Raw genomic sequence first — 22,131 nt, forward strand, 5'->3', positions numbered from 1 at the left:
CTATCTTACGATTCGCAAAAGTAATCACTTTTTTAGAAAAACAAAGAAAAATATGAAAAAAAATATGAATTTGTGCTGTCGATACAAAATACTTGTAGCAAAAGGACTTAAATACAAGATAAGTACATGAAAGGCGGTTTCTTATTTCTTTTTGGTGATTAATAAACGAAAATAAGTATCTTTTTGATAAATAAATGTGGATAAATTCGTAGATAAGATGTTTAATAACACATAATAATCTGCAAATAAATAATTGCAGGTAGAAAAAAGATAGTTTATTGGACAAAGAAAGAAATTCTATCCATAGTCTCTTATATTAATACCCTAATTGGGGAGACGAGAGTTGCTGCCGGACTTGAAGTTTGCTACATGAAAGATATTTTCTACCTTTTCAGTAAGTAGATAAAAAGCAAAAAAGGACGATTTATTTTGCGTTTCACTTCCTTTTTTGCTTTTTTTATTCCCCTTTCGGTATTTTCTTTTTTATATTTATTAAATATTTTGTGCTCAAGCACTTATGGAAGGAGGGGCAGAAAATGCATGAGTTCATCAAGAACTTTGCAAATCACCTATGTCGGCATGAAGTCGCAGGATGTTCCCATCAAGTCCGGGACCATCAAGGTAATGATGAAATCCGATTCCGAAGTATTACAGGAAGTGGTAGTGACCGGTATGCAGAAAATGGATAAACGTCTTTTTACCGGAGCCACCAAACAATTAAATGCCGATAATGTGAAGCTGGACGGTTTGCCCGACATTAGTCGCGGACTGGAAGGTCGTGCGGCAGGAGTTTCCGTTCAGAATGTTTCGGGCACTTTTGGAACTGCCCCCAAGATTCGTGTGCGTGGAGCTACTTCCATTTACGGAAGTTCCAAACCATTGTGGGTTGTTGACGGCGTGATTCTGGAAGACGCCATCGACGTAGGTCCCGATGACCTTTCCTCCGGTGATGCCGAGACACTGATTAGTTCCGCCATAGCCGGACTGAATTCCGACGATATCGAGAGTTTCCAAATTTTGAAAGACGGTTCGGCAACCTCCATTTACGGTGCACGTGCGATGGCAGGCGTTATCGTAGTCACCACTAAGAAAGGACGTGCCGGAGTCAGCAAGATCAGTTATACGGGCGAGTTCACCACCCGTGCTATCCCCAGCTACAAAGAATTCAATATCATGAATTCGCAGGAACAGATGGGAATCTACAAAGAAATGGAACAGAAAGGCTGGTTGAACAGTGCCGACCTTTTCCGCACCAGAGACACCGGAGTGTACGGTCGTATGTACCGCCTCATCGACGAATACAACAACAGTAACGGCCAACGCGGACTGCTCAACACCACCGAAGCCCGTAACGCTTACCTCCGCGAAGCGGAAATGCGCAACACTGACTGGTTCGACGTGCTTTTCACCAATGCCGTTTCGCAGAACCATTCCGTCAGCATCACCGCCGGAACGGAAAAATCCTCTTTCTACGCCTCCTTGAGTGCCATGCTCGATCCGGGTTGGTACAAGCAGAGCAAGGTGAAACGCTATACGGCCAATGTGAACACAACCTATAATATATATAAAAATCTGTCGCTCAACCTCATATCCAACGCCTCCTACCGCCAGCAGAACGCGCCGGGAACGATGAACTCCACCCTCGACATCGCATCAGGAAAGATGTCCCGCGGATTCGACATCAACCCTTATTCATACGCGCTCAACACAAGCCGCACACTCGACCCCTCTGTGGACTATATCAGCAACTACGCCCCATTCAATATTCTCCACGAACTCGACAATAACTACATCGAAATCAATATGGTCGATGTGAAATTTCAAGGCGAGATGAAGTGGAAAGTGGTTCAGGGACTCGAATTGAGTGCCCTCGGAGCCGTTAGATACCAGACTTCATCGCAGGAACACAACGTGCTCGACGACGCCAATCAGGCAATCGCCTACCGCACCGGTATGGACGACGCCACCATCCGCGAGCAAAACAAATTGCTCTATACCGACCCCGACAACCCATACGCCCTGCCTATCACCCTGCTGCCCGAAGGTGGTATCTACCAGCGTCAGGACCGCCGTATGCTGGGACTCGATTTCCGTGGAACACTCTCATGGAATCATCTTTTCGCCGAAAAGCACATCGCCAACTTCTTTGCCGGAATGGAAGTGAACAGCCTTCAAAAAACATATTCCTCTTTCCAAGGCTGGGGAATGCAATATTCGATGGGGGAAATTCCGTCCTACATCTACCAGTTCTTCAAGAACGGTATCGAATCCGGTTCGCGCTATTACAGCCTGGGACACTCCGAAACCCGGAGTATAGCCAGCTTCTTCAACGCCACGTATTCTTACGACGGACGCTACACCCTCAACGGCACTTTCCGCTATGAAGGAACCAACCGCATGGGACGCAGCCGTTCATCCCGCTGGCTACCCACATGGAACCTGTCCGGTGCCTGGAACGTGCATGAAGAATCTTTCTTCAAAGCGCTGCAACCCACCCTTTCCAACCTGACACTGAAAGCCTCATACTCCCTCACCGCCGACCGCGGTCCGGCGGAAGTGACCAACTCGCAAGCCATTATCCGCAGCTTCTCGCCCTACCGCCCCTTTACCGACATTCAGGAAACGGGACTTTATATCGATGACATCGAGAACAGCGAACTTACCTACGAGAAAAAGCATGAGCTGAACATCGGCATTGACCTCGGCCTGCTCGAAAATCGCATCAACTTCTCCGCCGACTGGTACCAGCGTAACAACTACGACCTGATCGGTGTAGTCCCCACACAGGGAGTAGGCGGCGTCATCAACAAATATGCCAACGTAGCCACCATGAAATCTCACGGTGTGGAATTCACGCTCTCCACCCGCAACATCCGCACGAAGGATTTTTCATGGAACACAGACTTTATCTTCTCCTATGCCAAGAACGAAGTCACCCAACTGAAAGGACTCACAAGTATGATGGAACTCGTTTCCGGCAACGGCTTTGCCCGCGAAGGATACCCCGTGCGCGGACTCTTCTCCATCCCTTTTGCGGGACTTGATGAAGACGGTATTCCGCAATACCTCATCGACGGAAAAGTGACTAGCACCAGCATCAACTTCCAGGAACGCGAAAAACTGGATTACCTGAAATACGAAGGTCCTACCGATCCCACCGTCACGGGAAGTTTCGGTAATGTATTCACCTATAAAGGCTTCAAACTAAATGTCTTTATGACTTACTCTTTTGGCAACGTAGTCCGCCTCAACCCGGTGTTCAACTACAAATATTCCGACCTTACCGCCATGCCGCGTGAGTTCAAAAACCGATGGACTGTTTCCGGAGACGAAGCGAGAACGAATATCCCGGTGATACTTAGCGACCCGCAATATAGGACGAATACATCGCTTTATCTTGCCTACAACGCCTACAACTATTCTACGGAGCGCATCGCCAAAGGCGATTTTATCCGCATGAAAGAAATATCACTGATGTATGAGTTCCCGAGAAGCTGGATCGCTCCTGCCAAAATATCCAACCTGTCGCTCAAGTTGCAGGCTACCAACCTCTTCCTGATCTACGCCGACAAGAAGTTGAACGGGCAGGACCCCGAATTTGTGAACACCGGAGGGGTGGCATCCCCCGTTCCGCGTCAGTTTACCCTCACCCTGCGTCTGGGACTGTGATTGTAACCCCCAATAGAGAACCCGAAAAAATATACGATAGATGAAGACGAAAATAAACCATATACTCCCTGTGCTGCTGCTCACCGCAGCTTCCGGTCTGACTACCGTTTCCTGCAATGATTTTCTGGACAAAACACCGGACAACCGCACGGAACTGAACACCGACCAGAAAATAGCCAAACTGCTTGTATCGGCCTATCCCGACGTATCGCCCAACGAACTGTTCGAACTCTACAGCGACAACTCCGATGATAGCGGCCCCACCTACGGTTACTACCAGCTTTCCGAAAAGGAATGTTACAACTGGGAAGATACCAAAGAGGAATATCAGGACACACCCAATTCCCTTTGGGGAGGTTATTACGGTGCAATTTCAGCCGCCAACATGGCACTCAAGGCGATAGAGGAGAAAGGAAATCCGGCATCGCTCAACCCGCAGCGCGGTGAAGCACTGGTGTGCCGTGCCTACTGCCATTTCATGCTGGCAACTATCTTCTGCAACGCTTATGACACTCATGCTTCCGAATCGTTGGGAATCCCTTATATGGAAGACGTGGAAACCACCGTGTCGCCCCGTTACGAACGCAGCACGCTGGAAGAAGTGTACCGGAAAGTGGAGCGTGACCTCCTGGAGGGAGTGGAACTGATTTCGGACGACGGATATTCCGTCCCCAAATACCATTTCACCCGCAAGGCCGCCTATGCCTTTGCCGCCCGTTTCTACCTTTATTATATGAAACCCGATTTCTCCAACTGCGACCGGGTGATTGACTTTGCCACCCGTGTGTTGGGCAGCAACCCCGACGACCTGCTCCGCGACTGGGAAGCATTGAGCAATCTTTCCGTGAACGGAAATGTGCAGGCAGATGCGTATATTGCTTCTTCCAATGAGGCCAACCTGCTGATAAGCAGCACCGTCTCCAACTGGGGCGCACTCGGAAGCGACTACCTGGTAGGCCCGCGTTACTTCCACAACCAAACGCTCGCCACCAGCGAAACCTGTCTTTCTGCAGGACTGTGGGGCAGCTCGGATTATTTGTATCTGAAACCTTTCTCTACCACCGGATTTGTAGCCAGCATCCTGCGCAAGAGCGGACTTTATGATGGCGGCTACCTTTATTATATGCCGGTATTGTTTTCAACGGACGAAACCCTGCTTTGCCGTGCCGAAGCATACGCGTTGAAGAAAATGTACCCCCAGTCGGCTGCCGACATCACAAGCTGGCAACGTGCCTACACCCGCAACAAATCGGCCCTGACACCCGACCAGATCAATGCGTATTATGATAAAATGAATTTCTACACGCCTTTTACGCAGCAGACACCTAAGAAACAGCTTGCTCCCGATTTCACTATCGAGGAAGGGATGCAGGAAAATATTCTTCACTGTATTCTGCATATACGCCGTGTCACCACCCTGCACGAGGGGATGCGCTGGCCCGATATCAAACGGTACGGTATTATGATTTACCGTCGCAACATGGCTACTCAACGTGTCACCGACGAAATGCCGCCGAACGACCTGCGCCGTGCCATCCAGATTCCGCGAAACGTGATCGTGGCGGGAATGCAACCTAACCCGAGAAGAAACTAACAGAGAAAAAAGTGAAAATTATGAAGAAACAGATCATTTACTCTTTGCTTGCTCTCACCACAGTCTGCCTGGGGGCTTGCAACAATAACGACGAGATAGACACCGCGAACAGCATCTTCTCTACCGAACCGCTGGAGAGAAATGCTTTCGACTACTGGCTGCTCGACAACTACACCTATCCTTATAACATCGACTTCATGTACCGCATGAAGGATATCGAGAGCGATCATAAATACAACCTCGTGCCCGCCGACTATGACAAAGCGGTGGCACTGTCGAAAATCATCAAACACGTCTGGATGGACGCTTACGTCGAACTGGCAGGAATGGATTTTCTCCGTGTCTACGTACCCAAGACATTCCACCTCATCGGATCGCCCGCCTACGAAAGTAGCGGTAACATGGTGCTCGGCACGGCAGAAGGCGGGAAGAAAATCACCCTCTACAACGTGAACGACCTCAACATAAAGAAGATCAATATCGAAAAGCTCAACGAGTATTATTTTGAAACGATGCATCATGAGTTTGCCCATATCCTGCATCAGAAACGGAATTTCGACCCTTCTTTCAACCGCATCTCGGAGGGAAAATACGTGGGAGCCGACTGGTATTACTACATGACCGCCCAAGGTGCCATGCCCCGTACGGACGATGTGGCCTGGCCCGACGGTTTCGTGACGGCTTATGCCATGAGCCAGTCCAACGAGGATTTTGTGGAAAATATAGCCATGTACGTCACGCATACGCAGGCCTACTGGGACAATATGATGACGGCAGCCGGAGAATCGGGCGCTGCCATCATCAACAAGAAATTCACGATTGTCTATAACTATATGCGCGACACATGGGGGATCGACCTCAACGAACTGCGTAAGATCGTGCTGCGCCGCCAGCAGGAGATTACCGAAATTGACTTGAGCACTATTCAATAAGTGCCGGTCACCTCTTGTTTTTTTGATTGACGATTGGATGATTATTTAATTACACATTATTATGATGAAGAAAAATAGAACGATATATTTCCTGTTGGCCCTTGTCTGCCTGGGTTTGCAGTCGTGCCTCTTTCAGGAAGAAGATTATTTTGACGATTCGTCTGCCAACCGTGCCACGGCCGATGTGAAGCGTTGCAGCGAACTGCTGGAAGCAGCACCCAACGGATGGGTGATGGAATATTACGTCGGTAAGGACTACTCGCTGGGAGGTATTACCCTGCTTTGCAAGTTCGACGGGCAGCGGGTGACGATGGCTTCGCAGATAGCGGGAGCGGATGAGACGGTCAGTTCGCTTTATAGCGTCAAGTCCGAGCAGGCAACGATGTTGTCTTTCGATACCTACAATTATCTGGTGCATTATTTCGGTCAACCACAGGGAAGTATGGCCGACGACCCGAACGGAACGCTCGGAGGCGACTACGAATTCGTGATCTCCGATGCCACCGCCGACCGTATCGAACTGAAAGGCAAGAAATATGGCAACCGCATCGTGATGAAGGCTTTTTCTGCCGACCAGACGTGGAAGCAATATCTCACCCGGATAAAGAAAGTGGAAAACGATGCTTTCTTTTATGAATACGACCTGCGGATGGACGGACTCTACACCGGGCAAATGCTACGCAGCAACTATACATTCATTGTGACCTATTATGACGAAGTTGGAAAGGTGCATCAGAAAACCGTACCTTTTATGTTTACCACCGGCGGAATGCGTTTTCACGAACCGGTGACGATAGACGGACAGACCATGCAGAATTTTGTCTGGAAGAACGAGGAAATCAGCTTTGTCTGTACCGACGAAGGAGCTACAGGAGTGAAGATGAAAGGCATCTACATTGACGGATATCAGAGCTACGACTATTATCCGGGCACTTATTTGATGGATTTCTACCGCCTGAACGGTGCGACGAACCAACTGGAAGTGGCTTCGCAGGAGATTCAACTGGTGAAGAACGAGGACGGCAAGAGCTACTGGCTTAAAGGACTCGAATATGACATTCTGGTAACTTACGACAAGCCGCGTGGCGGACTTTCCATCCTGCCGCAATTCTTGAAGAAAGTACAGGGAGGTTACGTATATCTGGCTATGTGGGATTTGATGAATGATTACGTTTTGCGCAGTCCGGCAATCGGTCTTATCAGTTATCCTACCACCGACGGCATTTATCTGGTGGACAATGGAGTGTGGATAGGTGAAATCTCCGGATTTATCTTCGGTGTGTACAACTCGCAGGATGAGGAGGCCTCTTTCATGGGATACACGGATGCAGTTGCAGCAATCAGGTTGGTTAAAAAAACAATAGAAGAATGATATGATGAATAAGTTTTTTATACTGTTATTATCTGCGTGCTGTCTGCTGACGACAGCGTGCGACAAGGAAAACGATGAAACGGCACAAGGCTTTCGCGTCATGAAGGCGGACGTCGATCTGGTAGCCGGAGGCGGAACAGTGGAAGTGGCTTTGCAGGCTACCGGAGAACTAACTGCCGTTTCGGGTGCGGACTGGTGCAGGGTAATCGAAGTGACAAACGAAAAGATAACTTTGCTTGTCAGAGCCAATTATGAATATACGTCACGTGCCACGCAGGTGACCGTGAGCGATGGCAATAGCGAACAGAAAATTGTAGTGACGCAGGAGGGAAATATTTTTGCTCCCGACTCCGACCAGCAGGTGATACGCCTCGGAAATGCTCCTTCACAGACGATTGTACGGGTGAATAGTTCGTTTGATTTCAAAGTGAGCGTGCAGCGGGGAATCGACTGGCTGGAAGTGCCGGCTGCTTCAAAAGAAGATGGTTTCTTGCTTGTGTTGAAAGAGAATAAAACCGGAAATCCCCGTGCCTGCCAGTTATTGGTCAGCACCAATGAAGGGCGGAAGTTCTTTTACTACGTATATCAGTATGAAGTGACAGACTTGCTCGGAGCGTGGGGAAACAGCCGGATTTATGTGAAATGGGACACGAAGGATATCGAAGACGCCTATCCCTTGTCGGCTACTGAAATTTCGAAGAATGTCGATGGCGAGGGATATACCATTAAGATGTCGTTGGCAAATACTCCGGCGGCACAATATCTGAAAGACCCCGCAAAGGCTACGGTTTCATTGCAGGCTACCTATAAGAATGGATCGTTTGTGGTACCTATCGGTGCGGCACAGAAAGACTTTACAGTCGTGGAAGAGGTTGCGGATGAGGCGGCAGAAGGCGCATCGGACGGAACATCGGATGATGGGGCAGGTGTTGTTTTGCAAACCCTGTACGGTTTTTCTGTAGCGGCTTCTTCCAATATTTATTCGAAAGGAAATTTCGGTTTCGCTCCTGTGCTCTATCAGGACGGTTCTGTCGGAATCAGTTTTCAGGACGTGGCCGAAGCACCGGAAAGCGGATGCTACCTGGCGATAGCATTGTTTGACGGACAGCAGTTCCTGACCGGAACGCTGAAAGATTATATCCTTTTCCCGGATATTGCACTTTTCAGATAAAACGAACATTACCTTGATGAATAAAGAAAAGAACTACCGTTGTGAAACGGAATGAGAATTTACTAATTCTCTCTTAATTTAACTTTACTATATGACAGGCGGGGATACTCGCGCGAAGAATGGGAATCCTTTTCCCGGGCTTACTCCGCCTTTTTTATGATTCCCGGTCGCTACGGAAGTTCTTTTCAATGATGTAAAATATATAAATCAGTCTGATATGGATAAGAAAATAATGAAGTTGTTGGGTGTCTGCCTGTTCGCTGTTGCGTCTGTGGGGGTGTTGACCGCTTGCAGTGACAATGACGCCGAAAATCCGGAGGGAGGAAAACCCGGCGGAGAAGACGTAAACCCGGCGCCGGAAGTGGTGGAGTTTGTCAACTCCAACCTGGTGTACTGGGGAGATAAAGACGGAGTGGGAACGGATCATTTTGTATTGACGCTTTATACGGATATGGAAGTGGATGCTACTGGTAATCCGATAGGACCGGGCAAGATCATGGCTTTCAGCCTGAATGTCCCGCCATTTGCTTCGGAAGCTACGGAATTTCCGCTCCCTGAAGGCACTTTTGATGCAGCATTGAACGGATATACGTTTGATGAATGGACGTTCAACCTCGGATATATGAATCAAATCGATTTACCGACCGGAAAGGTGGAAATTCCTGCCGGAACTTTCTATGGTGAAGTGAAATCCTACTCTACGAGTGTCGATGCCGACTTGCTTTCCGATGGTAAAATGACGGTGAAACGGATGTCCGGCGGCGAATATTCGATTAGCGGAACGTTGGTAGGCAATCTTTCCTTGAAACATTATTTCACCTATACGGGAAAAGTAACCACCATCGACCGTCACGAAAACAAGGTTGAAACTTCTAATTCTACCCTGACCGCCGATATTGCACTGAACGGATGGACGCAAGCCCGCCTGCAGGATAAGGGAGATTCTTATTATCTGCAAGATGAATCGTGTCGTGTAGTCGAGTTGTATCTGGCGGAAGACGGTATAAGTCTTGCCGACACCTGGCCGTCCGGTAACGGAAGAGTATTGAAGGTGGAATTTTTCGTGGAATGGGCTACGGATGTAACACAGGGTATTCCGGCAGGCACCTATACAATGGTGGCGCGTGATGAGGGATCGCAGGGTATCCCGCGTGAGTTGCTGAAACCGGGAGGCATTGCCCCGGGTTACCCCAATGTCTTTACATATCCGGGAGGAACCTGGTATGAGAAACTGCAGAACGGAGCCATGAAAGAATATGCACGCATAGACGGCGGAACCATGACCGTGGCACGCGACGGTGACAAACACACGCTGACGATAGACTTTATTGACTGTGATAAGGAACACCCGCACCATGTGCGTACCACTTATTCGCAGGATACTCCTATTACCGTATTCAGCTATCGCCCGCAGTAAATACGGGTGGATGGCATCATTTTACTAATAACGCGATTTTATAATTAACCCTAAAAATAAGAAATATGAAAATTAGATTTATTTCCTTTTTCTTGTTCATGCTGGCAATGAGTTGTTTGGTGGCATGTAGTGACGATGATCCGGCCCCTGATCCCGAACCGGAGCCGGAACCTGTGGAAACAGTGAATACGTATACGTATAAGGATAAGACGATACAAGCTAAATCGGTGTATTGTTTTGAACAGGATGGCATTGTGTATGTGTGTATGAGTCCGTTGCAGAGTTTGGAAACGCTTGAAGACTTTATGAATAGCGGAAAGGAATATGTGATGCTGGGAGTGAGTAAGAGTCTGGTGGGCAGCCCGGTTACGATAGGCGGCTCTGAAGATGACAATTATGTGCTTTATTACATGGATGCCGATGGTGAGGCTATTGTAGCCGTGGACCCTTACGAATGGGAAGAGGTGCTGACGCAAGGCAAGATCACTTTGACGATGACTCCGGGTGAGAATGAAACATCGGCTGTGAAAGCTACTTTTGATTGTACGCTGAAAAGTGGCGGTAAGTTTACAGGGGAGGCTGGTTGTAGCTACAAGGCTCCTGCAAAGTTGCCCAGTGAATTTTCTTTCGGAAGTGAAGTGCGTCCGTTGAAATCGGCGGTGGCTACTGTCATCGGAGGGATTCAATACCTTTATCTTAGTCCGGACGCGGGAGTGACAACGGTGGAAGATATGTCGGACACGGAGTTCCTGATGATCGGAATCAATCCCGCTATGTTGGGACAGGTATTGGATATCACGTCTTATGACGGTACGGATTATGCTTTCTATAATATGACAGAATTGGGAGCTGACGATCTGGGTGCGGTGGAGCCTTATGGATGGTCTGAAATATGTTCGGCAGGTAAGTTCAAAGTAGAAAAGACGGACGATCATGTGAAAGTAACTTTTAGCTTTACTTTGCTTTCGGGTGAAAAGTTCGAAGGTTCTTATGAGGGTGCTTATTCTGAAATTAAGCAGAGTACGACGAATATATTAACGTTGAACGGAGAAAAAACGCGTGACATCAAAGCTACTTTCTATGAAAAGACGGATGAAGGAGTGGCATTGTATCTCACTCCGTCGAGAATTTCGTCTGCTGCGGACTTGGAGAATGTAAACACATATTATGTGCGTCTCTTTGTCCCGAACGCAGGACTTAACGGGAAGGAAGTGGATATAACAAATACCAATCTGGCTTTTGAATTTACTTATTATAGCCCGTATGACGAAGAAAGAATACAAATATCCAAAGGTCACTTGGAGGATGCGGCAGGTACGTTCAGTGTATCGAAATCAGCGGATAATGAATATTCATTGACGCTTAACCTCAAATATTTGGGTGATAATAGTCTTAAAATATCAGGTAACTATAGCGGTACTTTCACGGTGTATGATACGACGATCCCGAATGAATATCGCTTAGGGGCGGACGGTGCTCCAGTCACTATCCAGTCTGTGGTGATAGATAAGACGGGTGCAGATATCAGTGTTATTTACCTTTCACGGCAGGCAGGTATCACTACTGTGGCGGGAATGTCGGCAGCGGATGCAGTGGTGCGTCTTCCGAAAGCAATGATGGATGGAGTGCTCCGCGGATTCTCCGGTAATGAGGAAAATGCGAAAATCTCTATTACGTATGAAGGAGTGACGTACAGTCAGGCTAATACCACATTGGGCAACCTGGCTCTGGGAGGCCGGACTTCGGTGTCTCTTCAGGGCAATGAGGTTGAAATGACTTTTGAAGTGGTAGGTATTAAGAAGTATGGCGATGTCAGTTTGTCCGGCTACTATAAAGGTGCGGTGACGGTAATAGAGTGACGATTTAATGAAGTGTATTCATGAAGAAAATCTTATTGAAATATTTAAATTTATTCGTTTTATCGGGACTGCTTCTGGTGGGTTTTGCCGGATGCAGTGACGATAAAGATAATGATCCGGTAAATCCCGGTCCGGATGTGGAGGAATTGCCTTCCATCGGCACTTATTCGTTCCGGGGAGAAGCGAACAAGATCGTGTCCGGTGTGGCCTCTATGGACGGTGACTATTTCACCTGTATCCTTTCTCCGGAAGAGATGGAGGGTGGGAAAACTAATACTTATTTTATGTTTTCTCTTCACATGTACTGGGAGGGGCAAGTGGTGGATGCATCGACTTTGTATCACAACGACCAGTATGTCTTTATCTATGAAGATCCGTTTTATTATTATTCCCAATATAAAAGGGTGACAGGAACGTTTTATGTGAAGCGTAACAATGATAAGAATGTTACTGTCAAATTGAATCTGCGGCTTCACGACGGTGTCCGTTTTAAAGCGGAGGTTACAGCCGATTTGATGAAGCCGTCGGGAGAAGGTACTCCGGAATGATATAATCCTTTTCTTATATAATGGGCGGACATTTCGCAACAGATTATCTTGGGTTCTTTATAACAGCAATCAGCTAGTTATAATTTGATTCGCGTGATCTGTGATGAAATGTCCGCTTTGTTTGGTCTTGCCTTATTTATCTTTGGCTTGTTTTTGCCTTGTTTTGTCTTTGTCCGAATGATGTTTCCTTATAAAAGAGCCGTTTCAAGGCTCTCCTAAAAACTTGAAGAATAACCCTACTTGTGCCGGGGTGAGCAGGATGGCTTTTTCACTATATCCGGTTTGGGCAAGTGCGGCTTGCAGTGCGGTATTCTTGGCAATCCAACTACGGAGGGTACGTCGTGCCGAGGCGGACTGTATGTGAGGCAGGTAAAGCCCGGCCAACTGGCTTTTGCTATAGGATTGTATGCGGGTACGGTTCTCTGTTTCTGCTTTTGGAGTTGTTTCTGTTTTCATATTGACTGTTTTTTAGAGGTTTATTTATGAACTCATGCAAAGGTACGCCTTTTTATGCTGGTTGGTTCTGTGTTGTACAGAAGCCTTTGCAGGCATGAATCGTGTCAATTTGTGCTTGTCTGTTCTCTCTTGCGACGGGTTGTAACATCGTGTTTCCCTGCTTTTTTCTCTTCGTGTACTTTTGTCTTCGTAATCGGTTACAAACAGTAGTTATTTATTAATCAATCAAAAAAGAAAGGAAAACAGTATGCCATTAATTTACAAACCTTATCAGGCAACACTTGCCAACAAGGAAGGACAGAAACTTTATTATCCCCGTCTGGTGAAATTCGGGAAAATGGTCAATACGCAGAAAATGGCGGAATTGATTGCAGAAAAAGCCTCGCTGACGGCGGGTGATGTTCATAACGTGATTCGTAACCTGATGTCGGTGATGCGCGAACAGTTGCTCAACAGCCGCACGGTGCGCCTCGAAGGCTTGGGAACATTTACAATGATTGCCAAAGCAGGAGGAAAAGGAGTGGAGTTGGAGAGTAAGGTCAGCAGTTCGCAGATCACTTCATTGCGTTGTCAGTTTACCCCTGAATACACCCGTGCCGCTAACGGAAGTGCTACCCGCGCATTGACCACCGGAGTGGAGTTTGTGCACATCAAGGATGTAGCGGGTTCGTTTGTGGCCGACGATGTCGTTGACAAAGACCCGGATGACGGCGACGAACCTGGTGGCGGAGGAGGCGAAGCGCCGGACCCGGCCGCTTAACCGGAAGTGCAGCTGGCAGCTGAATCCGTTGGGATTAACTGATAAGTTTGTCAGGCAAACTAAAGCTTATTGATAGACTTATCAGTAGCCGCGAATCGGGTATAGCTGATGGTTGCACTTCGACCGATATAAAATAGATTATCAACCTTAATAGAAAAGCGAATGAAATTATTACTGGAAAAGTTGTTAGACATTCTTGAGGCTGTTCTGCGGTTCCGTCATCGGAGAAGCAGTAAGACGGAAAAAGATTAGTGTACGTGTAAAAAAATGATCCTGAAAAAAACGAAACGTGCCGCCCGCACATAGCTCACGGAACCGGTAACAAACGTGGAGCAACTCATAAAGTGAAAGTAAAGTAAGGCTCAAGGTTCAAATGAAGAAGCTGTCTCCCGATGAATGAGGCAGCTTCTTTTTTTGTACCCATTTATTTTTTTCTATTCTTGACCGTATTCAACAAAAAAACTCTATCTTTGTTTTGTAATTGAGACACAGCATATAATGGGAAGATTTATCAATCCCTTTACCGATTTTGGCTTTAAGTTTTTATTCGGCAGAGAGGTAGAAAAGGAGTTGTTAATCGACTTCTTGAACGATTTGCTCGTAGGAGAGCATGTGATTACCGACATTCAGTTCCTTAACAGTGAACAGCAGCCGGAAGTAAAAACAGAACGAGGTCTTATCTACGACATCTATTGCGTAACCGATACCGGTGAACGTATTATCGTAGAAATGCAGAACCGGGAACAGCCTTACTTTAAAGATCGTGCCCTCTTCTATCTTTCTAGGGCCATTACGCAGCAGGCGAAAAGGGGAGTTTGGAACTTTCAATTGGATGCCGTGTACGGAGTGTTCTTCATGAATTTCGTGATGGACAAGGATATGCCCTCTAAAATCAGAACGGATATCGTTCTTTCTGACAGGGATACGGGGAAGCTCTTCAGCAACAAGTTCCGGCAGATTTTTATCGAACTGCCGAACTTCAACAAAGAGGAGGATGAATGTGAAAATGATTTTGAACGCTGGATTTATATACTAAAGCATATGGATACACTTGACCGGATGCCTTTCAAGGCTCGCAAGGCCGTCTTCGAGCGACTTGAAAAGTTGGCTTCCAAAGCAAATATGACCCAGGAGGAAAGAGCCCGGTATGAAGAAGAATGGAAAGTTTATAACGATTATTTTAATACGTTGGACTTTGCTGAACAGAAAGGCTTGCAAAAAGGTAAAGAAGAAACAGCTCGTAATTTGAAAGAATTAGGAGTGGCTGACGATATTATCATAAAATCTACCGGGCTTTCGAAAGAAGAAATCGAAAAATTATAATTTCTTTCATTTTATCGGAAAGAAAGGTTTGGTTGAAAGTGAAAAATAGTCTGTAACTTATGAAGCAAAAGATAGTTGTGGAGACTTTTAACACATTCTTTTTTCGCTAAGAGTGAAGTAGCTAAAAACTATATATGTCTTTTGGGTGAAATAAACGGAATTGGAATATTATCCACGTTAAAATCAGAAAAAAGTTTTCCGTTTTGGAAAACTTTCTGTATCAGCGAGAAAGAAATGTTTCCCGAAATTTAATGTTAAAAGCTAACCAAGCTATTAGATTATCTTCTATCTTTGTATCCGGTTTCGGAGCTAAAAGAGGTTTAGTCAATGAGGGAACGCTGTGTAAATCGGCGACAGTACCCGCTGCTGTAATTCTCTAAGAATCCGCACAATAAGCCACTGCATCGATGTCGGTGTGGGAAGGTGTTGCGAGGGAGGGATAAGTCAGAAGACCTGCCGGAACTTTTTCTTTTAGTTATCAATATTTTAAATTTAAACTTTCGGGAGTTAAAGTTATGAACTACGCGGAAATTTGTATCATCAAACGTGATGGTAAGAGAGAAGATTTCTCTATCAGTAAGATCAAGAATGCAATTAGTAAAGCATTCAGTGCAACAGGTATTCAGGATGAGCAGCAGTTGGTGGCTGACATCACTATGAACGTAATCAGTCAGTTTACTACTCCTACTATTACCGTAGAAGAGATTCAGGATTTAGTAGAAAAGTCGTTGATGAAAGTACGCCCGGAAGTAGCGAAGAAATATATTATTTATCGCGAATGGCGGAATACGGAGCGCGATAAGAAAACCCAGATGAAGCAAGTGATGGACGGCATCGTTGCTATCGACAAGAACGATGTCAACTTGAGCAATGCCAACATGAGCAGTCACACGCCTGCCGGACAGATGATGACGTTCGCTTCCGAAGTAACCAAAGATTATACGTATAAATACCTGTTGCCGAAACGTTTTGCCGAAGCGCACCAGTTGGGAGATATTCACATTCACGACTTGGATTATTATCCGACAAAGACGACGACCTGTATCCAATATGATATGGATGACCTTTTTGAACGTGGTTTTCGCACCAAGAACGGTAGTATCCGTACCCCGCAAAGCATCCAGAGTTATGCTACGTTGGCTACCATTATTTTCCAGACGAATCAGAATGAGCAGCATGGCGGACAGGCAATTCCTGCTTTCGATTTCTTCATGGCAAAAGGTGTGGCCAAATCTTTCCGCAAGCATCTGGCATCGTTCATCAATTTCTATGTCGCCATGGAAAACGGAAATCAGGTCGATGAGAAATCCATCCGCACATTGATTAAAGAATATCTTCCGTCTATCAAGACTACTGAAGCCGAACGCGAAACATTGCGCATTGCTTTGGTGGCTTTACAGATTATTATAGATAAGGAACACCTTGCCCGTATCGTTGAGAAAGCTTATCAGCAGACTCGCAAAGATACCCATCAGGCCATGGAAGGATTTATCCACAACCTGAACACGATGCATTCACGTGGCGGTAATCAGGTGGTATTCAGCTCCATCAATTACGGTACGGACACTTCTGCCGAAGGCCGCATGGTGATCGAAGAATTGCTGAAAGCTACCATTGAAGGATTGGGTACAAGAGGTGAGGTGCCTGTATTCCCGATCCAGATTTTCAAGGTGAAAGACGGAGTTTCTTACTCGGAAAAAGACTTTGAGAAAGCAATGAAAGCGGAAAATATCGAAGAGGCAATGACCGACCGTTACGAGGCTCCCAACTTCGACTTGCTGTTGAAGGCTTGCCAGACTACGGCGAAAGCATTGTTCCCGAACTTCATGTTCCTCGACGCACCTTTCAACCAGAACGAGAAATGGAGAGCGGACGATCCGAAACGTTACATCTACGAATTGGCGACGATGGGTTGTCGCACCCGTGTCTTTGAAAACGTGGCAGGAGAAAAATCTTCTTTAGGTCGTGGCAATCTTTCATTCACTACGCTGAATATGCCGAGACTGGCAATTGAAGCCCGCATCAAGGCGGAAAACCTGATAGAGGATGAACGCAACAAGGATGCCATTGAACAGAAGGCAAAAGAAATTTTCATCGAATCCGTACACCAAATGTCCGTGCTTGTAGCCGATCAGCTTTACGAGCGTTATCAGTATCAGCGTACGGCCCTGGCACGTCAGTTCCCGTTCATGATGGGAAATAATGTGTGGAAAGGCGGCGGTGAGCTGAACCCGAATGAACAGGTGGGTGATGCATTGCGCAGCGGTACGCTGGGTATCGGATTTATCGGCGGACACAACGCGATGGTGGCTCTCTACGGACAAGGTCACGGCCACAACCAGAAAGCATGGGACACGCTGTATGAAGCGGTGATGGAAATGAATAAAGTGGTAAACGAATATAAAGAGAAATATAACCTGAACTACTCCGTTCTGGCTACTCCTGCCGAAGGACTTTCGGGACGTTTCACTAAAATGGATCGTCGGAAATATGGAAAAATCCCCGGAGTGACAGACCGCGACTATTATGTCAACTCTTTTCACGTAGACGTGAAAGAACCGATCAGCATCGTTGAGAAAATCAAGCGTGAAGCTCCGTTCCACGCCATTACGCGCGGCGGACATATCACGTATGTAGAACTGGACGGTGAAGCACAGAAGAATGTACGTGCCATCGCCAAGATTGTGAAAGTGATGCACGACGAGGGGATTGGCTACGGCTCTATCAATCACCCGGTAGATACTTGTCATAACTGTGGTTACAAAGGGGTTATCTTCGATAAATGTCCGGTGTGCCAGAGTGAAAGCATCCTTCGTATGCGCCGTATAACCGGTTACCTGACAGGCGATTTGAGTTCCTGGAACTCTGCTAAACGGGCAGAAGAACAAGACCGCGTAAAACACCTGTAGAAGTGAATTTATTAGGAACTTATCCTGAAACGATTGTCGATGGTGAAGGCATCCGGTACTCTATTTATCTTGCCGGATGTTCCCATCACTGTCCTGGTTGCCACAACCCGGAGAGCTGGAATCCGGGGGCGGGGGAAGAGTTGACGGAAGAAAAAATACAGTCCATCATCCGTGAAATCAAGGCAAATCCTTTGCTGGACGGTGTTACTTTTTCCGGTGGTGATCCGTTCTTCCATCCGGAGGAGTTTCTGCTTTTACTGAAACGGGTGAAAGAGGAGACGGGGATGAATGTGTGGTGCTATACAGGATATAGCTACGAAGAAATCAAGGCACAGCCCCGCTTGAGTGCTGCCCTTGATTATATAGATGTGTTGGTGGACGGACGCTTCGAGCAGGCTCTTTTCTCTCCGTATCTGGCGTTCAGGGGAAGCAGTAATCAACGGATCTTGAAGTTGAAGTAACGACTTTTCTCCACTAAAAAAACTTATTTTTCAAAGGAAACAAAAACACCTGTACCATTGTTTTGTTTACCTTTACGAAACCAAGTGAATCATTTTTCATCACAGAGTAACGCGGTGCTTTTTTTGTCGTCGGTGGTGTTTGTGTTTGCATCCCTGCGTTGCTTTATGGTGAAAAAAGAATGACTACTTACAAGAATAAGTTTTTATGGTACAATCGATAAATTCAACTCAAAAAATAGAGGAAACCGACGGATTGCCGATGCCTAAGCGTATTTGGGCGGTGGTGTCCGTCGGATTCGCTCTTTGTATGTCGGTATTGGATATTAACATCGTCAATATCGTACTACCCACGCTTTCGCATGATTTTGGGACTTCTCCCGCTGTAACCACCTGGATTATCAACGGCTATCAGCTGGCCATCGTCATATCGCTACTGTCTTTTTCCGCTTTGGGTGAAATCATCGGTTACCGGAAAGTCTTTCTTTCAGGTATCGGTCTGTTTTGCATCACTTCGTTGATTTGTGCCTTGTCCGATTCGTTTTGGACGCTAACCGTCGCCCGTATTTTTCAGGGGTTCAGTGCCTCTGCCATCACCAGCGTGAATACGGCACAGCTACGTTACATCTATCCGAAGAGCCAGATTGGGCGGGGAATGGGGATTAATGCGATGGTCGTTGCCATATCGGCTGCCGCCGGGCCTTCTGTGGCGAGCGGTATTCTTTCTATTGCCAGCTGGCACTGGTTATTTGCTATTAATGTTCCGTTAGGACTTACCGCATTGTTCCTCGGCATCAAACATCTGCCAAGGCAGGAGGAACGCTCGAAACGCAAGTTTGATTATATCAGCGCCATAGCGAATGCGGTTACCTTCGGCCTGCTTATATATACGCTGGACGGATTCGCCCATCACGAGGAAATGGATTTCCTTTTCATCCAACTGGTTGTATTGGCAGTGGTAGGCACGTACTATGTGCGCCGGCAACTCACGCAGACTACTCCGCTATTGCCGCTCGACCTGTTGCGGATTCCGATTTTCCGGTTATCCATCCTGACTTCCATTTGTTCCTTTATCGCTCAAATGTCGGCAATGGTTTCCCTGCCTTTTTTCCTGCAGAACACTTTAGGACACAGTGAGGTGATGACCGGACTTTTGCTTACTCCGTGGCCGTTGGCTACGCTGGTCACGGCTCCATTGGCAGGGTATCTCGTGGAGCGTATTCACCCCGGTATACTGGGAAGTATCGGGATGGTTTTGTTTGCCATCGGGCTTTTCTCGCTTTCCAGTCTGACTGCCGAATCATCTGATATAAGTATTATCCTGCGTTTGATGTTATGCGGTGCAGGCTTCGGATTGTTTCAGACGCCAAACAACAGCACAATTATCTCTTCCGCTCCTACGCAGCGTTCGGGAGGGGCCAGTGGGATGCTGGGAATGGCCCGCCTGTTGGGACAGACCACCGGAACAACATTGGTTGCCTTGCTTTTCAGCTTTGTTACTCATAGCCGGAGCACGGCTGTTTGCCTGATGGTGGGGAGTGGGTTTGCCGTTGTGGCAGCTATCGTCAGTAGCTTGAGGCTATCACAGCCTTCCACCCTGAAAAGAAAATAATGAAGTCCTGAAAGAGGATTAAGTCTTTCAGAACTTCACAGGAACATCATACAACATATCAGTAAGCAATCATTCAAGATGAACTTGAAAGATTTGACTTTCTAGTATTTCGTTTCCCGTATGACTTCTACCAGACGGCGGAAGTCTTCCGGATGCACATCACCGATGTTTCCGATACGGAAGGTATCTGCTTTTGAAATCTTTCCCGGGTAAATCACGAATCCTTTATTTTTCAGTGCATAATAGAATGTTTTGAAGTCGAATCCTTCATGCGGATAAAGGAAAGAAGTGATGATAGGCGACTGGATGTCATCTTCGAGCAGTGTTTTGAATCCGAGTGCACGCATTCCTTCCACCAAAATACGGTGATTTTCGCAATAACGTTGGTAACGTGCTTCTACGCCTCCTTCTTCAATCAATTCGGTCAGGGCTTGTTTGAAAGCACGGACAACGTGTGTCGGTGAAGTGAAGCGCCATTTTCCGTGTCCCTTTTCCATTGTTTCCCATTGGTCGTAGATGTCCAGGGAAAGAGAGCGTGCCACTCCTTTGCAATATTTTAATTCCGAACGGCGGGCGATGATGAATCCGAATCCCGGTACACCCTGAATACACTTGTTGGAACTGCTGATTAGGAAGTCGATACCGAGTTCGTTTACATCTAAGGGGATACCTCCGAAGCTGCTCATACAGTCTACAATCAGCTTTTTACCATGCATCTTGACGATGTGGGACAGTTCTTTGATCGGATTCAGGATACCGGTCGTTGTTTCGCAATGAACGAAAGCGACATGTGTGATATCGGAGTTATTGCTAAGATAATCGTCTACATATTCAACTGATACCTGCTCTGTTTCTTCAAAAGCCAGCATGTCGTAGTCGAGATGGTAATATTCTGCAATGTTGCCCATACGGTCGCCATAGGCTCCGTTGCTACAAATCAGGAGTTTGTCTTTCGGGGTGATGGTGGCGCCTAAAACGGCCTCCACGCAATAGGTTCCGCTTCCCTGTAAAAGGATGGAAGTGTATTCTTCCGGTTTTTTAGTGGCGATGTTAACCAGGTCTTTGCGGAGTTCCTGAACAATGCCGAGGTTGTAGTCTTCGTCCCATGTACACCAGTCGGTCATCATGGCTTCTTTTACTGTTTCAGAGGTGGTTAGAGGTCCCGGAGTTAATAACAAATATGGTTTCATAATGATGTTTTCTTTAGAAATGAATAAATAAATGATTTTGTTTCTTTTCTGATTGTTGGGTGCGGGCTTGAATGTTAGTTGCCGGCGTTGATCGTTTCAATCAGTGCGGGAAGTTCTTCGATAGTGCGTATCACGTAAGAAGCTCCTGCGGCAAGCATGCGCTCTTTGACATCGGCGATGCGGGCTTCGAGTTCGGAGGCAGGCATTGATTTTGTTTCTGCTTCGGTAAGTGCCATTTCATTGCTGCCGAGAATCACGCCTACACTATACACTTTCGCGTTCACTCCTTCGAGAATATCAGCAATCGTATCACCCACTTTTATAACGGCGTCGAGGCTGGGGACTGCTAATTTCGTCAGGTTCTCAAAAATCATGTAAGGAGCGGGACGTCCGGCGGGAAGCAGGTTGGGAGTGGCGCAATAATCCACGTGGTATCCTTTTGCCTGTGCGGCGGGGAGAACTACATCCATCATTTCGCGGGTATAGCCGGTGGTCGATCCTATTTTAATACCTGCGGCACGCAATTTTTCCAAAGTTGGGATTACTCCCGGAATAGGGTCTGTGTAGTTTTCGAGAGAGGCGAAGAGATGCTTCTCGAAAAGGCGGTTTAGTTCTACCACGTCTTCTTCCGTCCAGGCGCGTTGGTAACGGGCGGTAAACTGTTCGTTCACGTCAGGCATGGAAAGTAGTTCGCGGATGTGTTGAATTTTGGGTAGTCCCATTGGTTTGCGGGTCTGTACAACATCGATTACCAGTCCTTTTTCGGCAAATGCTTCGATAAAAGCAGCCACGGGGGCAAAACATCCATAGTCAACGGCTGTACCAGCCCAGTCCATAATAATACATTCAATCTTTTTCATT

The 22,131-nt window shown here is 46.9% G+C and carries 16 protein-coding genes and 1 riboswitch; of the genes, 13 read left to right on the top strand and 3 right to left on the bottom strand.

All coding sequences use genetic code 11. The features are described from left to right. Positions 1-540 precede the first annotated feature (540 nt). From HMPREF9010_RS06880 to HMPREF9010_RS06850, 8 genes are all read left to right on the top strand, one after another. Positions 541-3,669 carry a SusC/RagA family TonB-linked outer membrane protein gene (locus tag HMPREF9010_RS06880; protein WP_032852838.1) on the top strand — a complete coding sequence of 1,043 codons (3,129 nt, stop codon included), beginning with the start codon at positions 541-543 and terminating at the stop codon, positions 3,667-3,669. A 40-nt stretch (positions 3,670-3,709) separates the two neighbouring features. Then, complete coding sequence (locus tag HMPREF9010_RS06875; protein ID WP_008650378.1) at positions 3,710-5,263, top strand: RagB/SusD family nutrient uptake outer membrane protein; 1,554 nt, start codon at positions 3,710-3,712, stop codon at positions 5,261-5,263. A gap of 20 nt (positions 5,264-5,283) precedes the next feature. Then, positions 5,284-6,195: a putative zinc-binding metallopeptidase gene (locus HMPREF9010_RS0124610; RefSeq protein ID WP_004321732.1), complete on the top strand. Its 912-nt coding sequence runs from the start codon at positions 5,284-5,286 to the stop codon at positions 6,193-6,195. A 61-nt stretch (positions 6,196-6,256) separates the two neighbouring features. After that, positions 6,257-7,567: a DUF4302 domain-containing protein gene (locus tag HMPREF9010_RS06870; RefSeq protein ID WP_008650380.1), complete on the top strand. Its 1,311-nt coding sequence runs from the start codon at positions 6,257-6,259 to the stop codon at positions 7,565-7,567. 1 nt (position 7,568) lies between these two features. Continuing rightward, the gene (locus HMPREF9010_RS06865) at positions 7,569-8,738 is read left to right on the top strand and encodes a BACON domain-containing protein (protein WP_032852840.1); all 1,170 of its coding nucleotides are present in this window, start codon (positions 7,569-7,571) and stop codon (positions 8,736-8,738) included. Between the two features lie 217 nt (positions 8,739-8,955). Beyond that, positions 8,956-10,155 (top strand): hypothetical protein, encoded by a 1,200-nt coding sequence (locus HMPREF9010_RS06860; protein ID WP_008650382.1) that lies wholly within the window; start codon positions 8,956-8,958, stop codon positions 10,153-10,155. 65 nt (positions 10,156-10,220) lie between these two features. Next, positions 10,221-12,014: a hypothetical protein gene (locus HMPREF9010_RS06855; protein WP_008650383.1), complete on the top strand. Its 1,794-nt coding sequence runs from the start codon at positions 10,221-10,223 to the stop codon at positions 12,012-12,014. A 20-nt stretch (positions 12,015-12,034) separates the two neighbouring features. Then, complete coding sequence (locus HMPREF9010_RS06850) at positions 12,035-12,562, top strand: hypothetical protein (RefSeq protein WP_008650384.1); 528 nt, start codon at positions 12,035-12,037, stop codon at positions 12,560-12,562. A 204-nt stretch (positions 12,563-12,766) separates the two neighbouring features. Here HMPREF9010_RS06850 and HMPREF9010_RS06845 read toward each other — a convergent pair whose 3' ends face one another. After that, positions 12,767-13,018: a DUF4248 domain-containing protein gene (locus HMPREF9010_RS06845; RefSeq protein ID WP_008650385.1), complete on the bottom strand. Its 252-nt coding sequence runs from the start codon at positions 13,016-13,018 to the stop codon at positions 12,767-12,769. 247 nt (positions 13,019-13,265) lie between these two features. Between HMPREF9010_RS06845 and HMPREF9010_RS06840 the strand changes: the two genes are divergently transcribed. The 5 genes from HMPREF9010_RS06840 to HMPREF9010_RS06820 all read left to right on the top strand — a co-directional run bounded on the left by HMPREF9010_RS06840 (position 13,266) and on the right by HMPREF9010_RS06820 (position 20,080). Continuing rightward, the gene (locus HMPREF9010_RS06840) at positions 13,266-13,778 is read left to right on the top strand and encodes an HU family DNA-binding protein (RefSeq protein ID WP_004296776.1); all 513 of its coding nucleotides are present in this window, start codon (positions 13,266-13,268) and stop codon (positions 13,776-13,778) included. A gap of 498 nt (positions 13,779-14,276) precedes the next feature. Next, entirely contained in the window at positions 14,277-15,101 is an 825-nt protein-coding gene (locus tag HMPREF9010_RS06835) for an Rpn family recombination-promoting nuclease/putative transposase (protein ID WP_008650386.1), read from the top strand. Positions 15,102-15,382: 281 nt separating this feature from the next. Then, positions 15,383-15,577, top strand: a riboswitch (cobalamin riboswitch). A gap of 39 nt (positions 15,578-15,616) precedes the next feature. Next, entirely contained in the window at positions 15,617-18,010 is a 2,394-nt protein-coding gene (locus tag HMPREF9010_RS06830) for an anaerobic ribonucleoside triphosphate reductase (RefSeq protein WP_008650387.1), read from the top strand. 2 nt (positions 18,011-18,012) lie between these two features. Next, positions 18,013-18,471, top strand: coding sequence for an anaerobic ribonucleoside-triphosphate reductase activating protein (nrdG, locus tag HMPREF9010_RS06825; protein ID WP_008650388.1), 459 nt, complete (start codon positions 18,013-18,015; stop codon positions 18,469-18,471). 205 nt (positions 18,472-18,676) lie between these two features. Further along, a complete protein-coding gene (locus HMPREF9010_RS06820) occupies positions 18,677-20,080 on the top strand; it encodes an MFS transporter (RefSeq protein ID WP_004296786.1) in 1,404 nt (467 codons plus the stop codon). Between the two features lie 101 nt (positions 20,081-20,181). Here HMPREF9010_RS06820 and HMPREF9010_RS06815 read toward each other — a convergent pair whose 3' ends face one another. Together HMPREF9010_RS06815 and phnX are read right to left on the bottom strand one after the other, a co-directional pair. After that, positions 20,182-21,270, bottom strand: coding sequence for a 2-aminoethylphosphonate--pyruvate transaminase (locus HMPREF9010_RS06815; RefSeq protein ID WP_004306876.1), 1,089 nt, complete (start codon positions 21,268-21,270; stop codon positions 20,182-20,184). A gap of 74 nt (positions 21,271-21,344) precedes the next feature. Continuing rightward, complete coding sequence (gene phnX / locus HMPREF9010_RS06810; RefSeq protein ID WP_004306877.1) at positions 21,345-22,130, bottom strand: phosphonoacetaldehyde hydrolase; 786 nt, start codon at positions 22,128-22,130, stop codon at positions 21,345-21,347. Between the last annotated feature and the right edge of the window lies 1 nt (position 22,131).

Source organism: Bacteroides sp. 3_1_23 (assembly GCF_000162555.1).
GTDB lineage: Bacteria > Bacteroidota > Bacteroidia > Bacteroidales > Bacteroidaceae > Bacteroides > Bacteroides ovatus.